Origin of the sequence: Acinetobacter sp. YH01003 (genome assembly GCF_013420525.1) — a bacterium.
GTDB classification, from domain to species: Bacteria; Pseudomonadota; Gammaproteobacteria; order Pseudomonadales; family Moraxellaceae; genus Acinetobacter; species Acinetobacter towneri.
Genome location: NZ_VOXY01000004.1, coordinates 66,770 through 85,390, shown reverse-complemented (window position 1 = coordinate 85,390; position 18,621 = coordinate 66,770). Strand labels below are relative to the sequence as shown.

The window sequence follows — 18,621 nt, the reverse complement described above, 5'->3', positions numbered from 1 at the left end:
TCCTATTTAATACAAATTCAGTCAACCTAAACGACAACTACACCCGTCGGGTGCATCAATATTTGTACGTTTAAATTATTTAATTTCATCCATAGAGCGTAAGTTTTTCACCGCAATACGCTGCGCATTCTTACGGTCACGTTCTGGCATCATCTTCGGCTTATATACTGGCTTAAGATCATCACCAATCACCGCAGACAACGGACGACGCTCTAATTGAATTTGGTCTTGTAATAACATCAATGCTTGGATTAATGCTTCAGGACGTGGTGGGCAACCCGGAATGTACACATCCACAGGAATGATTTTATCCACACCTTGCACAACTGAATAAATGTCGTACATACCACCTGAGTTTGCACATGCGCCCATTGAGATTACCCACTTAGGCTCAAGCATTTGCTCGTACAAACGTTGAATTACAGGTGCCATTTTCACAAAACACGTACCTGCAACAATCATCAAGTCTGCCTGACGCGGTGAAGCACGAATAACTTCTGCACCAAAACGTGACAAGTCATGCACACCTGTTAAGGTAGTTGCATACTCTACGTAGCAGCACGATGTACCAAAGTTAAACGGCCAAACTGAGTTCTTACGTCCCCAGTTTACTGCTGTATGTGCCAAGTCCTCTAAACGAGTCATGAACACATTTTTATTCACTTCTTCTTCAAGCGGATCGGTTACGATCTGACGCTCTTGAAGTGGATATTGATCAGCATCGGGATTCGCACGGGTTAAGGTATATTTCATCCCGAGTTACTCCTTGTCAGATGAGGTAGTCGCAGATTTTTTTACACGACCAGAGGATTGAGCTGGAATTTGACCGGTAGGGTCCGTTACCAATTCTTCAATTGAGTTAAAGCGTGTGATTTCTGCAAGATCCATATTTGGCGAACCAATTTTAGGTTTAATCCCTGCTGCTTTACGCTTATCAGATGGAGCCCAGTTCAGCGCACCAGTTGATAATTCATAAATTAAGCCAACGAGTAAAACTAAAATAAATACAGCAGCCGTTGCAAAGCCCACCCAACCTACTTCACGAACAGAAGCTGCCCATGCGTATAGATAAAGTGCTTCTAAGTCGAAAACAACGAAGAAAATTGCAACCAAATAGAACTTTGCAGATAAGCGGATACGTGCTCCACCAGCACCTACAACACCCGACTCAAACTGCTCTTGCTTCGCACGCCCCCATGATTTACCCCCAAGGAGTAAAGGAACGGTCAGCATAAAGACGCATAAAAATGTAACGCCGATCACGAAGGCAATAATTGCCCATTCGTATGGAGTAATGGCACTCATGCGGGGATAACTCCTGGCAGGCCTATTTATTAACAAAGAATGTATGTATTGGCCTTCAAATACACCAAACACAAAATTAATCACGCCAATTGTACCTGATTTATGATTTCACTTGCTAGTTCATAAGTCTTAGTCTTTCGGATGATTTTTTATTCAAATACTTGATATTTTAGAATTCCACTACTCCGTAGGGCTCTTAATCGCTTTAACAAATAGATAAGTCAGTTGTGATTATTTTTTCCAAAACACCAATTGAGCGGTTCGTTGCAAAGTTTTTAAATTTATAGAGAGATCATCGCAACTTCAGGTTTCAGCTTAGTTTAAGCCGTACAAAAGTTTGTGTAGTTTTTGCAACTTAAGCCCTGAGTTTCTTTAATTTTTCACTCAGAGTGTGCTATTCCTAGTAAGCATTAAAAATTTGAATAATAAGGAGTAAACACATGAGCTTAGACTATACCCACAAACCAAATTACTTTATGTTTGCGCAATTATTTATTCGTCATTTGCAAAATTATTTTGAAAAACATCCTGACGCACAAAATGCAATTTTTGACCTGCGTGATATTTACGAATTATTTCGCCAAGACAAAGCATCTGCCACCATTAATTTAGACGGCATTATGAATATTGCAGATGAATACCGCCTTGAAACCTTACAAGGCGATCAAAAATTAATTAGCCGTTATGCGATTGATCCACAAAACAATTCTTTATTGGTAGATTTTAACCGCGAGGCTTTAGACAGCTTAAAACAAGGCAAAGCAATTTTACCACCTGATGCAACGCTACAAGAATAAAGCCGTATAGAATCTGCATTAAAGTGTGTTGCTTAAAACAGCCAACACTTTCATAAAGCACAAAAAAGCGAGCATCTGCTCGCTTTTGAGTATTGAGAGCCACAAGCCCTCCATCTAGAATAATTTAGCTTTTACGTGACAATAAAAACTCGGAAATTTGCTGTAACTCTAAGACGGTATCAGTTTTAAAATATGCCAACGCAGCAAAGGCTTGATCGTGCAATTCTTGTGCATAAGCTTGTGCTTTTTCCAAGCCCATGAGTGCAGGATAGGTCGACTTTTCAACTTGTTCATCTTTCCCCGCAGTTTTACCTAACACTTCAGTATCCGAAATAATATCTAAAATATCGTCTTGTACCTGAAAGGCTAAACCAATTGCCTGCGCATATTCACGCAATTGCGGAATCGCTTTATCTCGTCCATCAAACACGGTCACAGCTGCCATCATCACCGCTGCAGAAATTAACGCCCCTGTTTTATTACGGTGGATATTTTCCAAAGTCGCCTGATCTACCTGTTTACCTTCAGACTGCAAGTCTAAAACCTGACCACAGACCATTTTTGAAGAAGCGGTGGCTAAAATTTGCATCTGTTTGAGCACAATGCCTTGATCTACTGCAACAGCCTGATCAAACAAACGACTGCCTAAAATTTCAAATGCCATCGACTGTAAAATGTCGCCTGCCAACAATGCTGTATCTTCACCATACGCTGCATGGCACGTCGGTTGCCCACGACGCAACAAGTCATTGTCCATACACGGCAAGTCATCATGTGCCAATGAATAGCAATGAATCAGCTCAATCGCAACTGCAGCACGGCGTACCGCAGCAGAGTTTTGATTCGGTCTTAATGCTGCGGTGGCATAACACAAGGCAGGGCGAACACGTTTTCCACCCAACATGACGGCATGATGCACGGCAGACTTTAACGGTTCTGGCAATGCAAAAGCCTCTAAAGCGGTAAGCAAGTCTTGCTGAATACGTTGTTGGGCTGCGGTTAATGCATGCGCCTGTAAATCGTGAAGTGATGACACATTCGCCTCGAGTGGTTGGTTCATGTCTAATAAGCAGTAAGCTGCCTGTGTTGCAGCATTGTACCTGTAATTCAAAGTTTTTTAAGCCTTAACTGAACTGATATAACATTTCAGCCATAAGAAAGCCCCTATCGAGATAGAGGCTATATGTAGTTAATTAGGGTCTGTTGACACTTCATCTATGTTTGCGACAACGCATATTTTTTAGCTGATATAAGGCATGGGACAGGAAATTTAGTCATTCTAAATGACTGGCACATAACGCAATAGCAGCAAAAAATATGCTTGTCCTGAAAGGCTGTGGCTAAAACTTTCTCAGATTGCGTTATGAAACTTGGCAATAGACCCACTATTCCCTGCGTTTCATGCCTGATCTGCTCAGTTTTAGCCTACAGCGCAAGCCATTTATGAAATGTCAACAAACCCCAAATCTGTTCGAAGCAAAACTTATTCTAATGTTTCCGCAGGTACACGCACCCAACCTTCCATTAATACACGTGCACTACGGCTCATCACAGCTTTTTTGACTTGCCATTGTCCATTTTCCTGCACGGCTTGCGCACCCACACGAAGCGTACCTGATGGATGTCCAAAACGTACAGCTTCACGCTCACCCCCGCCCGCAGCCAAGTTGACCAATGTTCCCGGAATGGCTGCAGCTGTACCAATCGCGACTGCTGCTGTACCCATCATGGCATGGTGTAATTTACCCATCGACAATGCACGTACCAATAAATCAGTATCTTCAGCCTGAATTTGTTTACCACTTGAAGATACATAACTTTTTGGCGCAGAAACAAAGGCAATTTTTGGCGTATGTTGGCGTTTTTCAGCTTCAGCAATTTCCTGAATCAAACCCATTTGTTTAGCACCATAAGCGCGAATGGTTTCAAAACGTGCCAAAGCTTGTGCATCACCATTGATTGCATCTTGCAGTTCTGTGCCTGTATAACCAATTTCTTCTGCATTTAGGAAAATTGTGGGAATACCCGCATTAATAAAGGTTGCTTGGAATGTTCCAATATCTGGCACATGCAAAGTATCCACCACATTTCCAGTGGGGAACATTGCCCCACCTTCTTCGCCATCATCGGCAGGGTCTAAGAATTCAATTTGTACTTCTGCGGCAGGAAAAGTCACGCCATCCAACTCAAAGTCACCCGTTTCCTGCACCTGACCATGCGTCATTGGAACATGCGCAATAATGGTTTTTTCAATATTTTTCTGCCAAATACGTACAGTACAAATGCCATTTTCTGGAATTTTACTGGCATCGACCAAGCCATTGCTGATCGCAAATGCACCGACTGCAGCTGTTAAGTTACCGCAGTTGCCACTCCAATCGACAAATGGCTGATCAATCGAAACTTGCCCAAACAAATAATCGACATCGTGATCGGGTTGAGTGCTTTTGGCTAAAATTACGGTTTTACTGGTACTTGAGCTTGCACCGCCCATTCCATCAATTTGTTTGGCATAAGGGTCTGGACTGCCAATCACACGTAATAAAATTTGATCTCTAATTTTGCCTGGCTGCTGTGCCGCTGCAGGTAAATCATCAAGTTTAAAAAATACGCCTTTACTGGTACCGCCGCGCATATAAGTCGCTGGAATTTTAACTTGTGGTGCAAAACGCATGAATTTTATTCCCTTGTTTTTTGATTGTTATGGCCATATAAAAAGACCCTTTTGCATCATAACGGTTTTTATTCAAAAGGTATCGCGGTCTTGACTTAAGTATAAAAAAACAACATTTGGTAAATTTTACCCTAACCAGTCATCTTGATTTATAAGGCAAAAATAAAATTAATATATTGATTCACTTATCTTTTATACAAATAAAAACCATAAAATATTTTAATATTTATCATAAATTTATTTCATTATTGTCTAGCTACTAGGCTAATGAAATTTGATCTATTACAATCTTGTCACTTTTTCCTTGTCGGGCTGAATACTTTGAACAACGAGTCTTCACAACTTCAGCGTGGCTTAAAGAACCGCCATATTCAATTGATTGCCATGGGTGGAGCAATTGGTACAGGCTTATTCTTAGGTTCCGCGCAGGTCATCCAATCTGCTGGCCCTTCTATTATTTTGGGTTACGCCATTGGTGGTCTTATTGCATTTTTAATTATGCGCCAATTGGGGGAAATGATTGTTCATGAGCCCGTTGCAGGATCATTCAGTCACTTTGCCTATAAATATGCAGGTAAATTCCCTGGCTTTTTAGCAGGTTGGAACTACTGGATTTTGTATATTTTGGTGGCAATGGCAGAACTCACCGCAGTTGCCAAATATATTAACTACTGGTGGCCGCATATTCCTGCTTGGACTTCGGCACTGTTCTTTTTCATTGTGATTACCATTATTAACTTGGGCAATGTAAAGTTCTATGGTGAGTCAGAATTCTGGCTAGCAATCATTAAAGTCGCTGCTGTGGTTTCGATGATTGTGTTTGGTTTATATCTCTTACTTTCTGCAGATGCCAATTCAACCGCATCATTCAGCAACCTTTGGGCGCATGGGGGGTTCTTCCCGAATGGCTTTGAAGGTCTGTTCTTCATGCTTGCATTCCTCATGTTTGCCTTTGGCGGCATTGAGTTGATTGGTATGGCTGCCGCAGAAGCGCAAGATCCTGAAAAAACCATTCCTAAAGCCATTAACCAAGTGGTGTTCCGTATTCTAATTTTCTATATCGGTTCACTCACCATTCTATTGTCTTTAGTGCCTTGGAATCAGTTAGATTTAGGTGGTTTAGATAAAAGTCCATTCGTAATGATTTTTAGTCAAATGGGCATTGAATGGGCAGCGCACTTACTGAATTTCGTGATTTTGACTGCGGCACTTTCTGTGTATAACAGTGGGATGTATGCCAACAGCCGTATGCTGTTTGGTTTGGCCAAACAAGGTAACGCACCAAAAATTTTCCTAAAAGTGAATAAACAAGGTGTGCCAATTCCAGCAGTATTATTCTCTGCGGTATTAATTTTCGGCTGTGTATTGTTGAACTACTTTGTACCCGAAGAAGCTTTAAGCCACCTCATGTATATTGTTGTGGGTGCATTGGTTTTAAACTGGGCGATGATCAGTTTGACTCACCTTAAATTTACCAGCACACTGAAAAAATTAGCGATTCCAACTAAGTTCCCTGCGCTATGGTCACCATTTAGCAACTATTTGGTTTTAGCGTTTATTGCAGTGGTACTTTATATTATGTGGACACAAGGCTTTAAAGAATCAGTCATTATGATTCCTGTATGGGTGGTCTTGATGTACATTTTATTTAGAGTGCTTAATGCGAAAAAACCTTAATTTGCATAGTACGCATAGTACAGATTTCTAAAAATTAAAAAGTTATTGCTTCGGCAGTAACTTTTTGCTTTTAAGCCCCCCTTTTAATAGCCCATAAATAAAGTGCTGCACTTAAAATAATTTAAATTCCAACCCATTCTTTTCAGTTGATATTTCAACTTTTTTGTAGCAAAAGCTACATCATTTACATTCTAAATGATAAAAAGACTCTACATGAGAAGAGTTCTTAGTTATCATTTGAGCACAAAATTTGTCGTGTGAATAAACTATGAATGCGTACGCTGCTCAACCTGCCAATGTCTTGACGATCCAACAGCTCAGTAAAAAGTTTGGTTCGCGTTTTGCAGTGCAACAAGCAACATGGTCAGCGATGAGTGGACAAATTGTGTGTTTATTAGGTCATTCAGGCTGCGGCAAAACCACAATGCTACGTCTGATTGCAGGCTTGGAAACACCAAGCAGCGGCACAATCCAACTGGAACAAAATACCTTGTGGAGTGAGCAAGCACAGATTCCTGCGGAAGCACGCAATATTGGTTTAGTGTTTCAGGATTATGCACTTTTCCCACATTTAAGTGTGTTAGACAATGTTATGTTTGGCTTAAAGAAATTTCCCAAAGCGCAGCGGGAAACCATTGCCAAACAAGCTTTAGCGCATGTTTCCATGTTGCATCATCAAGACAGCTATCCATATACACTTTCGGGCGGCGAACAACAACGCGTTGCCTTAGCACGTGCCTTAGCACCAGAACCGCAAGTTTTGTTGATGGATGAACCTTTTTCAAATTTGGATCATCGTCTGCGTGATCAAATTCGTCAAAATACCATTCAACTCCTCAAACAAACTGCAACGACTACGGTTATCGTGACACATGACCCAGAAGAAGCATTGCAAATTGCCGATCAAATTATTTTGATGCATCAAGGGCAAATTATTCAAATTGGTTCACCGAAACAACTTTATTTACAGCCGAAAACGTTGTTTGCTGCACGTTATTTTTCAGCATTGAATGAAATCCCAGTGCAAATCAATCATCAAGAAATTCATACAGTATTTGGCAAAATTGATTTACCAGAACATACCACCGCTCAAGATTCACTGGTTTGCTGCTTCCGTCCGCATCAATTGCGTGTCAGCCAAACACCAAGTGAAAATGCATTGCCAGCAAGCATTGTGTCATCAAGTTTTATGGGCCATGCGCAACAACTGCGTCTAAAACTACGCGATCACGATCTCACTCTTTTGGCACAAGTGAACCACCTTCAAGATATTCAGCCCGCTGAACAAATCTATGTTTCTGTCGATTTAAACAGCTGTTATTTCTTGGCGTCTGATGAACAATCATCCACTACCTTATCTTCTACTCAAGCTGCTGTTCAGGTTTAAATTTTTAATTAGGAATACTGCATGAAACCACTGTCTAATTTATCATTGCTTGTTACAGGTTTACTTGCATTTGGTGCAAGTGTCGCACAAGCAGCGGAAGTCAATTTATACACCACACGTGAACCTGTGCTGATTCAAACCCTATTAACCGAATTTACCCAAAAAACTGGGGTAAAAGTGAATACGGTTTTTATTAAAGATGGTTTATTAGAACGTGTGAAAGCAGAAGGCCGTCGCTCGCCTGCCGATGTGATGCTGACTGTAGATTTTGGGAACTTGGTTGATTTGGTTGAAAGTGGTCTAACTCAGCGCGTGAGTTCTAAAACCTTAAATAGTGCAATTCCTGCCAATTTACGTGCTGCCAATGGTCATTGGTATGCTTTATCGATGCGTGCACGTGCAGTCTACGCCTCTAAAGACCGTACACCATTAAATGCGATTACTTATGAAGATTTAGCCAATCCAAAATGGAAAAATAAAATCTGTATTCGTTCGGGCAATCATCCATATAACACCGCTTTAATTGCAGCGTATATTGCCCATCATGGTGAAAAACAAGCCGAAACTTGGTTGCGTGCCGTGAAAGCCAATTTAGCTCGCCCAGCCAGCGGTGGTGACCGAGATGTGGCACGTGATATTTTAGGTAAAATTTGTGATATTGGCGTTGCCAACACCTATTATGTCGGCACAATGCGTACAGGTGATGCGGAACAAAAACGCTGGGGCAATGCCATTAATGTCGTGTTACCACGCTTTAAAAATGGTGGAACGCATGTAAACGTATCGGGTGCAGTGGTTTCTAAACATGCACCAAACCGTAAAGAAGCGGTACAGTTGCTCGAGTTTTTAGCTTCAGATCACGCACAAGCCATCTACGCACAAAACGGCTTTGAATACCCAGTCAAACCTGGGGTAAAAATTGACCCGATTATCGCTAGCTTCGGTAAACTCAACATCGACTCGATTCGTTTAAGCGATATTGCACGTCACCGTAAAGCCGCCAACTTATTGGTCGATAAAGTCCAGTTTAACCGCTAAATTTTTTGCTTTTGTCTTACAGTGCAGCGCTTTGCACTGTAAGATGCTCAGCTGTTCCCTCCCCCTTATTTAGTACCTCTATTGCAATGCTTAAAAATAAATTTAATTTTTTATTTTCGCTCAGTGGGTTATTGACGCTACTCGCCTGTTTACCTGTGCTCGCTTTAATTTGGACAGCATTACAAGGTGATAGCGAAATTTGGGGGCATCTGCTGCGTTATGTAATTCCACACACGTTGGCAGAAACAGGGATTTTATTGTTGGGTGTGGGGATTCTCACCATCCTGATTGGTACAGGCAGCGCATGGATTGTAACAGCGTATCAATTCCGAGGTCGTGCATTTTTAGATTGGGCCTTACTGCTGCCTTTAGCCGTACCAACTTATATTATTGCGTATAGTTATATCGACATTTTGCACCCCATTGGCCCTGTGCAAAGTATCCTGCGGGATGGGTTTAATTTAGAATTACAACAGTTTTGGTTTCCTAATATTCGTACCGTGTGGGGCGGCATCTTCTTGCTTAGCTTTGTGCTGTATCCGTATGTGTATTTAAGCACCCGTGCAATGTTTCTGATGCAATCGGCCAGTTTAATTGAGGTTGCACGTACATTAGGATTAAAACCCGATCAAGTGTTTTTACGTGTTGCAATTCCACTGGCACGTCCTGCAATTGCTGTGGGTACTAGTCTGGTTTTAATGGAAACCATTAATGATATTGGTGCAACAGAATTTTTAGGCATTAAAACCTTAACTTTGTCGATTTATTCAACCTGGACCAATCAGTCCGATTTAGCCAGTGCCGCACAAATTGCCATTTTCATGTTGATGATTATTACCTTATTGGTGTTAGTAGAGCGTTTAGGACGGCGTAAACAGCGTTATATGAACTCGGCTCAACGCAGCCGTTTAATGCCTGCACAATCGGTCAAAGGGCTTAAAGCACTTGTGTTACTAGGCTTGGGCTTAATTCCTGTTTGTATTGGCTTTTTAATTCCCACCAGTCATTTATTGGTCGAATCCTATAAACGCATTCAATATGCGGGCTTTTCAGATTTCCTATTACAAGCCTCAATCAACACACTAATCCTTGCCAGTCTTGCAACTGTGGTAACTATTTTGATTGGTTTCTTTATTGTCAGTGCGGCACGTTTTAGCAAACACCACTGGTTTAGCCGTATTGCCAGTTTAGGTTATGCCATTCCAGGAACTGTTTTAGCCATTGGTCTCATGTTGGCTTTGGGAAAAATTGATCATGCCATTGCAGATTTTTTAGAGTTTAAATTAGGGATACACACAGGTTTATTATTTCTCGGTACTAGTTTTACCCTTATTTATGCTTATGCTGTGCGTTTTTTAGCTATTTCGGTGGGCGGCATTGAGTCAGGCTATAACCGTATTCATGGTGTTTTTGATGATGCTGCACGCAATTTAGGGCAAAACAACTTTGCACTGTTGTGGCGTGTACACCTGCCATTATTACGCCCTGCTATTATTTCTGCAGCTTTATTAATTTTTGTAGATTGCATGAAAGAGCTACCTGCCACTTTGTTGCTCCGTCCTTTAAATATGGAAACACTCGCTACCCAGCTATATGCAGAAGCGTCTAGGGGCACTTATGAAGATGGCGCAGTAGCAGCTTTACTAATTGTATTGGTTGGGCTGATTCCTGTCATTCTTTTGGCAAAGCTTGGAAAAACCACACGTTAATGCACCCCATTTTGTTGCAAGATATGCCTTGCAACAAAATGAATTTTGATAAAAAGTATTTTTTTTAACCAATTAAAAACATTTAAACAATAGATTGATTTTTAAATTTTATTATTTAATTTCAATCACTAACAAGCTAAAAACCCACACCAATTAGAACAAATACTCTATTCAGCGTGTTTTTTATACTGATTAGTTTTTTCTAGAGCATTTACTCTTATTTTAATTGTGATATTTTTGTCACATGGAGTAACAAATGGTCTCGGTTTGCACAAGTCGAAATCATCCTAAATGAAAGCTTAAAGCATCAACAAAAACTGTCATAAAAGACTTTATAGCCCAAGGGAAATGTATAATGAAATTAAAAGCACTTAGCACAGCAATGATTTTAGCAACTGTACCAATGACAGGTGCTTTTGCTGCAGGTATGGATCGCTCTGGTCAATCCATCGCTGCGTTCTTACAACCGGGTAACTACTTTGAAGCAGGTATTTCTGTATTAGATCCAGATGTATCTGGTACGAGTTCTACTGCTTTAGGTGGACAGGCAACAGGTGATATGGCGAGTGATTACTACTTCCCATCAGCTGCCTTAAAACTACAAGTCACAGATCAGTTTTCTTTTGGTGTAATTTACGATCAACCATTTGGTGCAGAAGCTGAATATACCGCTCAATCAGTAGCATTTAATCCGACAGGAAGTGATGGTACCCGCGCTGAAGTAACAACTGAAAATCTAAGCTTCTTATTTGGTTTCCAACCAACTGAAAATTGGAATATTTATGCAGGTCCAGTTTATCAAACAGCTAAAGGTAGTGTAGCACTCCGCGGTGCAGCATATAACGCGTTCGGCGGATATGATGCAACAATGAAAGAAGATAGTGAAATTGGTTGGTTAGCTGGTCTTGCCTTCCAAATTCCTGAAATTGCGCTTAAAGCGTCTTTAACCTATCGCTCTGAAATCGACCATGAACTTTCTACAACAGAAAGCCACTCTGGTGTTCCACTAAATGTGGCATTAGGTTTAGGGTTAGCAGGGAACCCTGCTGCAATTCCTGCATTTAATCCAGGAAAAACTGCAGTAACAACTCCACAGTCTGTTAATTTGGATTTCCAAACAGGAATTATGGCAGATACCGTTGCTTTTGCTAACGTACGTTGGGTCGATTGGTCTAACTTCTCTATTCGTCCATCAGAGTTTGGACAAGCTATTGACCTAGCTTCAGCTTTGTTGCAACAGCCGCAATTAAAAGGTGGCAACCTCGTTGAATATAATGAAGAGCAATGGTCAGCTGCTGTTGGTGTTGGTCGTAAACTCACAGACAAGTGGGCGGGCAATGTCTCTGTAGGTTGGGACTCAGGTGTCGACAATCCTGTAACTACTCTTGGTCCAACTGAAGGCTACTGGAACGTAGGTCTAGGTGTTCAATACTCACCTGCACCAAACTACTTCATTGCAGGTGGTGTTAAATACTTCTGGTTGGGTGATGCAACGGCTTTAACAGTTGCTAACCCAAATGTTGGTGAGTTCACAGACAACCATGCAATCGGCTACGGTCTAAAAATGGGTTACCGCTTCTAATTCCAATATTTTTCAAAAGAGCCACCCTTCGGAGTGGCTCTTTTTGCACTTAAAACTCCTCTTTTTTATACAAGTGTTAACTAAATGTTCAAATTTAAAGCAATTAAACTCATATTTACCAAAACATCACCCTAAAAAATTATTTAATAAAATTCATTCACTTAAGACCTGAAAATAGTACTTTTACTCTAATCAACTGCTATTTATAACTTATTCAGTTCATTTATTCTGCCAAGTTGAGCATTTACTCTTTTTTCAAATATGTTACTTTTCCTGCACTTTTTGTTACATAAAGCATCAGGGAACGACCATGAAGCTCAATAAAATTTATTCGGCTATTTTACTTAGCACTCTTCCACTTACACCTGCGCTTGCTGCTGGTCTAGACCGTTCTGGTCAATCTATTGCTGCATTTTTACAACCGGGTAATTATGCAGAAGCAGGTATTTCGGTTCTTGATCCGACTGTTAAAGGTAAAGATATCAGCGGTAATAAAGTTGAAGATATGGGAGATGACTACTATTTCCCTTCTGCAGCCATTAAAGTTCAAGCAACGGATAAAATTTCCCTAGGTCTGTTATATGACCAACCTTATGGTGCTGATGCAACCTATCAAGTTGATGGTTCAGATTTCTCTGACGGTACTGAAGGAACAAAAGTTGAAGTCCGTACGCATAATTTAACTGCATTAATTGGTTATCAACCTACTGAAAACTGGAATATTTATGCAGGCCCAGTATGGCAAACTGTAGAAGCTGAAATTAAACTATATGGTGCAGCTTATAAAGCATTAAGTGGATATAATATTAAAATTGAACAGGAAGAAGCTTTTGGCTGGCTGGCAGGATTTGCTTATCAAATTCCTGAAATTGCTTTAAAAGCTTCGATTACATATCGATCAGAAATCAAACATAATGCATCTTCTACTGAAACCTCTAAACTTCCATTTGGTAAAATTGTTAATAGTCCAGTAGAAGCAATTACCCCTCAATCAGTTAACCTTGATTTACAAACTGGTATTGCAAAAAATACATTAGCATTCGCGAACTTACGTTGGGTGCATTGGGATAATTTTGTAGTTAGCCCAGAATTATTATCACATCCATTAATTAGTCAAAACCTAATTGACTATTCTGATGATCAATATTCAGCAACTGTGGGTTTAGGTCACAAATTCAGTAGCAAATGGTCAGGTTCTGCATCTGTAGGTTGGGATTCTGGTGCAGGTAACCCTGTAACTACTTTAGGCCCTGTTGAAGGCTTCTGGAGCGTAGGTTTAGGTGGTCAATACAGCCCTGCTGAAAACTATTTTATTCAAGCTGGCGTAAAATATTTCTGGTTAGGTGATGCCAAAGCAAAACGTGGTACAGATATCGTGGGCGATTTTGAAGATAACCATGCACTCGGTTATGGCATGAAAATAGGTTACCGTTTCTAATTTTTTGATAGATTCCATAAAAGAAAGGGCACTTATTAAAGTGCCCTTTCTTTTAGCTTAAAAACTTAAGCGGGAATATCACGCACTGAAGCATTACGAATAGCTTCTTTTAACGCATCATAACCACGAATTGGCGGGAATTGTGGGAATTCTGCAATCACATTATCAGGAGCATCAAATAAGAAACCATGATCCGCTTCACCTAGCATCGTGGTGTCGTTATACGAATCACCTGCAGCAATTACACGGAAATTTAAACCGTGTAATGCTTTAACCGCCTGGCGCTTTTGGTCGGGTTGACGCAATTTGTATGCTGTAATCATGCCATTTTCATCTGTTTCTAATTTATGACAGAAAATGGTTGGCCAGCCCAATTGCTTCATCAACGGATGTGCAAACTCATAGAACGTGTCTGAAAGAATAATCAATTGGAAGTGTGTGCTCACCCACTCTACAAACTCTTTCGCGCCCGGGAATGGCCCCATGTCTGCAATCACGGCCTGAATATCATTTAAGCCCAAGCCATGCTGCTTTAAAATATTTAAACGCTGAGTCATCAACACATCGTAGTCTGGAATATCACGTGTAGTTGCTTCAAGTTCTTTAATGCCAGTTTTTTTAGCAAAGTTAATCCAAATTTCTGGAACTAACACACCTTCAAGATCAAGACATACGATTTCCATGGGTTCTCCCAAAATACCTGTAAAAATTTTTCCCTATCATAGCCGAAGATTTGGTATTTGCCTTGTTCTTTTTTAAATCTATTTCATTCATAAGCATTTATTTTTTAGTGATAAGACCTTTTTAGGAATTCCATTAAAATAATTCGCTCAAGAACAAAGATTAGCCCTCAAGCCGACTGTAGGAAGATTTATGCGCACCATTCCCACCATAGACATTGTTGATGCACTCGCGACTGAATATGCCGATAAATCACCGAGTGACATTTTAAAACTTGCCTTAAGTCAGCAAGGCGAAGTCGCGATTTCATTTTCAGGTGCGGAGGATGTAGTGCTGATTGATATGGCATCCAATTTAGGTGTGCCATTTCGTGTATTTAGTTTAGATACAGGACGTTTGCATCCTGAAACCTATCAATTTTTAGAAACTGTACGCAAATATTATAATATTGAGATCGAAATTTGCTTTCCTGAAACTGAAGCAGTGCAACAATTGGTTCAAGAAAAAGGCTTATTTAGCTTTTTTGAAGATGGGCATCAAGAATGTTGTGGGATTCGTAAAGTTCAACCTTTACGTAAAAAACTGGCAACACTAGATGGCTGGATTACAGGTCAACGTAAAGACCAAAGTCCAGGTACACGCCAAGATATTCCTGTCGTACAAGCAGATGCAGGATTTTCAGGTCCAGATAAACAATTAATCAAATACAATCCACTGGCAAACTGGTCAAGTAGTGACGTGTGGAATTACATTCGCATGATGGAAATTCCATACAATCGTTTGCATGAAAAAGGTTTTATTTCAATTGGCTGTGAACCTTGCACCCGCCCTGTTCTTCCGAACCAACATGAACGCGAAGGGCGTTGGTGGTGGGAAGAAGCAACGCACAAAGAATGCGGTCTACATGCTGGAAATTTAAAATAATACATCTATTACTACAATAAAAATCACAGTTTTACTGTGATTTTTATTGACTTGCGATGGCGCAAAAATCACTATATTTGTTTGATAAAAAAGATATACTGAATTAAATCTTATATAACTCTAAAAACCTTGTTCAGATAAGAACAAGCGTAGAAATTGCAGTGAGGCAATCCACAATATGCGTCCATTACACCCTATTGATTTTATTTTCCTATCACTCGAAAAACGTCAACAGCCCATGCATGTGGGTGGATTATTCTTATTCCAAATTCCAGAACATGCACCAGCCACTTTTATTCAAGACTTGGTTGCCGATATTCGCAATTCAAAGTCAATGCCTATTGCACCATTTAACAATAAGCTCAATGGTCTATTTTGGGATGAAGATGAAGAGTTCGATCTCGATCATCACTTCCGTCATATTGCCTTGCCAAAGCCAGGCCGTATTCGTGAATTATTAACTTATATTTCACAAGAACACAGCTCGTTGATTGATCGCGCCAAACCACTCTGGACTTGCCATATTATTGAAGGTATTGAAGATAATCGTTTTGCGATGTTCTTTAAAATTCATCATGCCATGGTAGATGGTATTGCTGGCATGCGTTTGGTGGAAAAATCCCTTTCGCACGACGAAAATGCAAAAAGAATTGTACCGCCTTGGTGTGTGGAAGGTCCGCGTGCTAAACGCCTGAAAGAACCGAAAGTCAGCCGTTTAAAGAAAATTTTTGGTGGGGTTAAAGGTCATGTTGAAGCAACCCCTCGCGCAGTTTATGAAGTATCACAAACTGTTACTAAAGATATGGGACGTAACCCCGATTATGTTTCTAGCTTCCAAGCACCAAGTACCATCTTAAACCAACGTGTCAGCGCCTCACGTCGTTTTGCCGCGCAATCTTTTGAGTTTGCACGTTTGCATCGCATTGCTAAAGCTTTGGGCGTAACCATTAATGATGTGGTACTGGCAATTTGCTCAGGCGCATTGCGTGAGTACTTACTCAGCCAATATGCTTTACCGAAAAAACCTTTAATTGCGATGGTGCCTGCCTCTATTCGTGATGACGATTCTGAAGTATCTAATCGAATCACCATGATTTTAGCCAACTTAGGTACGCACAAAGAAGATCCGCTTGAGCGTTTAAAAATTGTGCGCCGCAGTGTACAAAATGCCAAGCAGCGTTTTAAGCGCATGAATGCCAATCAAATTATGAACTATAGTGCTTTTGTTTACGGCGCTGCTGGTTTAAATATTTTGTCAGGCATTATGCCAAAGCGTCAGGCCTTTAACTTGGTGATTTCCAATGTACCTGGCCCACGTGAACCTTTGTATTGGAATGGTGCAAAGCTAGATGCACTATACCCTGCTTCAATCGTGTTAGATGGACAAGCTTTAAACATTACCATGACCAGCTATTTAGACAAATTAGAAGTTGGTTTAACTGCTTGTCGTCATGCCTTACCGAAAATGCAAAACTTATTGCAACACTTGGAAGATGAAATTCAGCGTTTTGAACAGATTATTGATGCGCCTGAAGGGGTCAATAAAATCGTGGATTGATACGTCAATCCATTAGAAAAACAATTCAATAGAATCAATTAAGGGGCAATTGCTGCCCCTTATTTTTGAATAGTACGACACTGTTTTAATAATTGCTGACAAACTGCACTAACCATTGCAGTGGTAATTTGAGTTTCTTTACCTTGCTCATCCACAATATAACCATTATGTGTCACTTTACGATCTAATACTTTTAAACTCTTTTGAATCACAACTTTACTCATACCCATGGCATACCTCATTTGCTAAACCGAGGGAGATGTTCGGCTTTGGCTACTCTGTATGCTTAGTATTGAGAATTCACTCAAAAAAGTAAAATTTCAGATGTAACAACTGTTTAGCGATATCCTGTTACAATTTCAGCTCAAAATGATATCGTATTGCTCTTGCGTATATAAATTTTCCACCTGAAATTTAATCACACGGCTGACAAAGTGCTCTAAATCCGCCACTGCTGGCGCTTCGGCAGTTAACAATCGGTCAATCACCGATGGGTGCGCAACGACAGTAAAGCCACGTTGTGATTCAAATGCGCGTGCGTATCTTAAAATTTCTCGAAAAATTTCGTAACATACTGACTCTGCTGTTTTGACATATCCCCGTCCCTGACAAGTTGGACAGGCTTCACAAAGTAAATGTTCTAATGATTCACGGGTGCGTTTACGGGTCATCTCGACCAAGCCCAGTTCAGACACTTGGGTAATTTTGGTCTTGGCATGATCTCGTTCAAGCATACGCTCAAACTGACTCAAGACTTCATCACGATGCTGTACTTCTTGCATATCAATGAAGTCGATAATGATGATGCCACCCAAATTACGCAAACGTAACTGGCGGGCAATGACCTGTGTGGCTTCCATATTGGTTTTAAAAACAGTGTCTTCTAAAGTCCGACCACCGACATAAGAACCCGTATTCACATCAATGGTGGTCATGGCTTCGGTCTGATCAATCATCAGATAACCGCCTGACTTTAATGCCACACGGGTTTGCAATGCTTTTTGAATATCTTCTTCGACATTGTATAAATCGAATAGTGGGCGCTCGCCTGGGTAATGAATCAGGCGATTGTGCATATTGGGCACAAACTCATCCACAAATTCTTTTAATTTGGCGTGAATTTCACGTGAATCGACATAAATTTTGGCGGTGTTATCATTCGCCAAATCACGAATTACGCGTTGCGGTAACGGCAACTCTTCAAAAATCAAAGAAGGCACAGCAATGCTTTTTTGTTTACGCTGAATGTATTCCCACAATTTTGCCAAGTAACACATATCTTGCACTAAGGCCGCTTCATCGACGCCTTCGGCTGCTGTGCGTACAATCACTGAGCCTGGTAATTTATGCTCAGCCTGAATGGTTTCAATGATCCCGCGTAGACGCTCACGTTCTTCACTCGATTCAATGCGTTGTGATACGCCAATATGACTGCCATACGGCATTAGAACCAAATAACGCGAAGGAATGGAAAGATCAGTGCTCAGTCGTGCGCCTTTAGTACCAAGCATATCTTTCATCACTTGCACAGTTAGAATTTGTCCAGGCTGCAATAATTCAAAGACATTCGGTGTAGGTTGGCTGCGCGGCCAAATCATGTCATTGATATGTAAAAAAGCAGTACGCGATAAGCCAATATCGACAAAAGCGGCTTGCATGCCTGGCAGCACGCGCACCACTTTGCCTTTATAAATATTGCCCACCAAACCACGCTTGGCTGTACGCTCAACGAATAGTTCATTGACCGTGCCGTTTTGAATTAACGCCACCCGACACTCCATCGGTGTGACGTTAATCAACAACTCGTCAGACATAATAAAACTCAAAACATTATAAAAATTTTTGTGCAGC

The 18,621-nt window shown here is 40.7% G+C and carries 16 protein-coding genes; 9 read left to right on the top strand and 7 right to left on the bottom strand.

Features of this window, described 5'->3' with window-relative positions:
* Positions 1 to 75: 75 nt before the first annotated feature.
* Together FTT70_RS05845 and ndhC are read right to left on the bottom strand one after the other, a co-directional pair.
* Positions 76 to 753 (bottom strand): NADH-quinone oxidoreductase subunit B family protein, encoded by a 678-nt coding sequence (locus FTT70_RS05845; RefSeq protein WP_004975447.1) that lies wholly within the window; start codon positions 751 to 753, stop codon positions 76 to 78.
* Between the two features lie 6 nt (positions 754 to 759).
* Positions 760 to 1,305, bottom strand: a complete 546-nt coding sequence (gene ndhC, locus FTT70_RS05840) for an NADH-quinone oxidoreductase subunit A (protein WP_004975445.1) — start codon at positions 1,303 to 1,305, stop codon at positions 760 to 762.
* Positions 1,306 to 1,745: 440 nt separating this feature from the next.
* Here ndhC and FTT70_RS05835 point away from each other — a divergent pair, with 440 nt between their 5' ends.
* Positions 1,746 to 2,102 carry a hypothetical protein gene (locus tag FTT70_RS05835; protein WP_096901797.1) on the top strand — a complete coding sequence of 119 codons (357 nt, stop codon included), beginning with the start codon at positions 1,746 to 1,748 and terminating at the stop codon, positions 2,100 to 2,102.
* A 124-nt stretch (positions 2,103 to 2,226) separates the two neighbouring features.
* Here the strand turns inward: FTT70_RS05835 and FTT70_RS05830 are convergent, their stop codons facing one another.
* Both FTT70_RS05830 and prpF read right to left on the bottom strand, forming a co-directional pair.
* Entirely contained in the window at positions 2,227 to 3,162 is a 936-nt protein-coding gene (locus FTT70_RS05830; protein ID WP_178866902.1) for a polyprenyl synthetase family protein, read from the bottom strand.
* 423 nt (positions 3,163 to 3,585) lie between these two features.
* A complete protein-coding gene (prpF, locus tag FTT70_RS05825; protein WP_131261531.1) occupies positions 3,586 to 4,776 on the bottom strand; it encodes a 2-methylaconitate cis-trans isomerase PrpF in 1,191 nt (396 codons plus the stop codon).
* Positions 4,777 to 5,097: 321 nt separating this feature from the next.
* Here prpF and FTT70_RS05820 point away from each other — a divergent pair, with 321 nt between their 5' ends.
* The 6 genes from FTT70_RS05820 to FTT70_RS05795 all read left to right on the top strand — a co-directional run bounded on the left by FTT70_RS05820 (position 5,098) and on the right by FTT70_RS05795 (position 13,607).
* Entirely contained in the window at positions 5,098 to 6,453 is a 1,356-nt protein-coding gene (locus tag FTT70_RS05820; protein WP_171287414.1) for an amino acid permease, read from the top strand.
* Positions 6,454 to 6,721: 268 nt separating this feature from the next.
* Entirely contained in the window at positions 6,722 to 7,840 is a 1,119-nt protein-coding gene (locus tag FTT70_RS05815; protein WP_180168398.1) for an ABC transporter ATP-binding protein, read from the top strand.
* 21 nt (positions 7,841 to 7,861) lie between these two features.
* The gene (locus FTT70_RS05810) at positions 7,862 to 8,878 is read left to right on the top strand and encodes an extracellular solute-binding protein (RefSeq protein ID WP_131261533.1); all 1,017 of its coding nucleotides are present in this window, start codon (positions 7,862 to 7,864) and stop codon (positions 8,876 to 8,878) included.
* A gap of 86 nt (positions 8,879 to 8,964) precedes the next feature.
* The gene (locus FTT70_RS05805) at positions 8,965 to 10,587 is read left to right on the top strand and encodes an iron ABC transporter permease (RefSeq protein ID WP_131261534.1); all 1,623 of its coding nucleotides are present in this window, start codon (positions 8,965 to 8,967) and stop codon (positions 10,585 to 10,587) included.
* Positions 10,588 to 10,942: 355 nt separating this feature from the next.
* Entirely contained in the window at positions 10,943 to 12,169 is a 1,227-nt protein-coding gene (locus FTT70_RS05800) for an OmpP1/FadL family transporter (protein ID WP_180095824.1), read from the top strand.
* Positions 12,170 to 12,479: 310 nt separating this feature from the next.
* The gene (locus FTT70_RS05795) at positions 12,480 to 13,607 is read left to right on the top strand and encodes an OmpP1/FadL family transporter (RefSeq protein WP_180168397.1); all 1,128 of its coding nucleotides are present in this window, start codon (positions 12,480 to 12,482) and stop codon (positions 13,605 to 13,607) included.
* 65 nt (positions 13,608 to 13,672) lie between these two features.
* On the opposite strand, the gene thrH is transcribed toward FTT70_RS05795, so the two are convergent.
* Entirely contained in the window at positions 13,673 to 14,290 is a 618-nt protein-coding gene (gene thrH / locus FTT70_RS05790) for a bifunctional phosphoserine phosphatase/homoserine phosphotransferase ThrH (RefSeq protein WP_179989364.1), read from the bottom strand.
* Positions 14,291 to 14,480: 190 nt separating this feature from the next.
* On the opposite strand from thrH, the gene FTT70_RS05785 reads away from it, so the two are divergent.
* Both FTT70_RS05785 and FTT70_RS05780 read left to right on the top strand, forming a co-directional pair.
* Positions 14,481 to 15,212: a phosphoadenylyl-sulfate reductase gene (locus tag FTT70_RS05785; RefSeq protein ID WP_179989363.1), complete on the top strand. Its 732-nt coding sequence runs from the start codon at positions 14,481 to 14,483 to the stop codon at positions 15,210 to 15,212.
* A 178-nt stretch (positions 15,213 to 15,390) separates the two neighbouring features.
* On the top strand, positions 15,391 to 16,770 hold the full coding sequence (locus FTT70_RS05780) for a wax ester/triacylglycerol synthase family O-acyltransferase (protein WP_179996035.1): 1,380 nt from the start codon (positions 15,391 to 15,393) through the stop codon (positions 16,768 to 16,770).
* Positions 16,771 to 16,829: 59 nt separating this feature from the next.
* Here FTT70_RS05780 and FTT70_RS05775 read toward each other — a convergent pair whose 3' ends face one another.
* Positions 16,830 to 17,000: a PA1571 family protein gene (locus FTT70_RS05775; RefSeq protein ID WP_004975418.1), complete on the bottom strand. Its 171-nt coding sequence runs from the start codon at positions 16,998 to 17,000 to the stop codon at positions 16,830 to 16,832.
* 129 nt (positions 17,001 to 17,129) lie between these two features.
* The gene (rng, locus tag FTT70_RS05770; protein ID WP_104852376.1) at positions 17,130 to 18,584 is read right to left on the bottom strand and encodes a ribonuclease G; all 1,455 of its coding nucleotides are present in this window, start codon (positions 18,582 to 18,584) and stop codon (positions 17,130 to 17,132) included.
* Between the last annotated feature and the right edge of the window lie 37 nt (positions 18,585 to 18,621).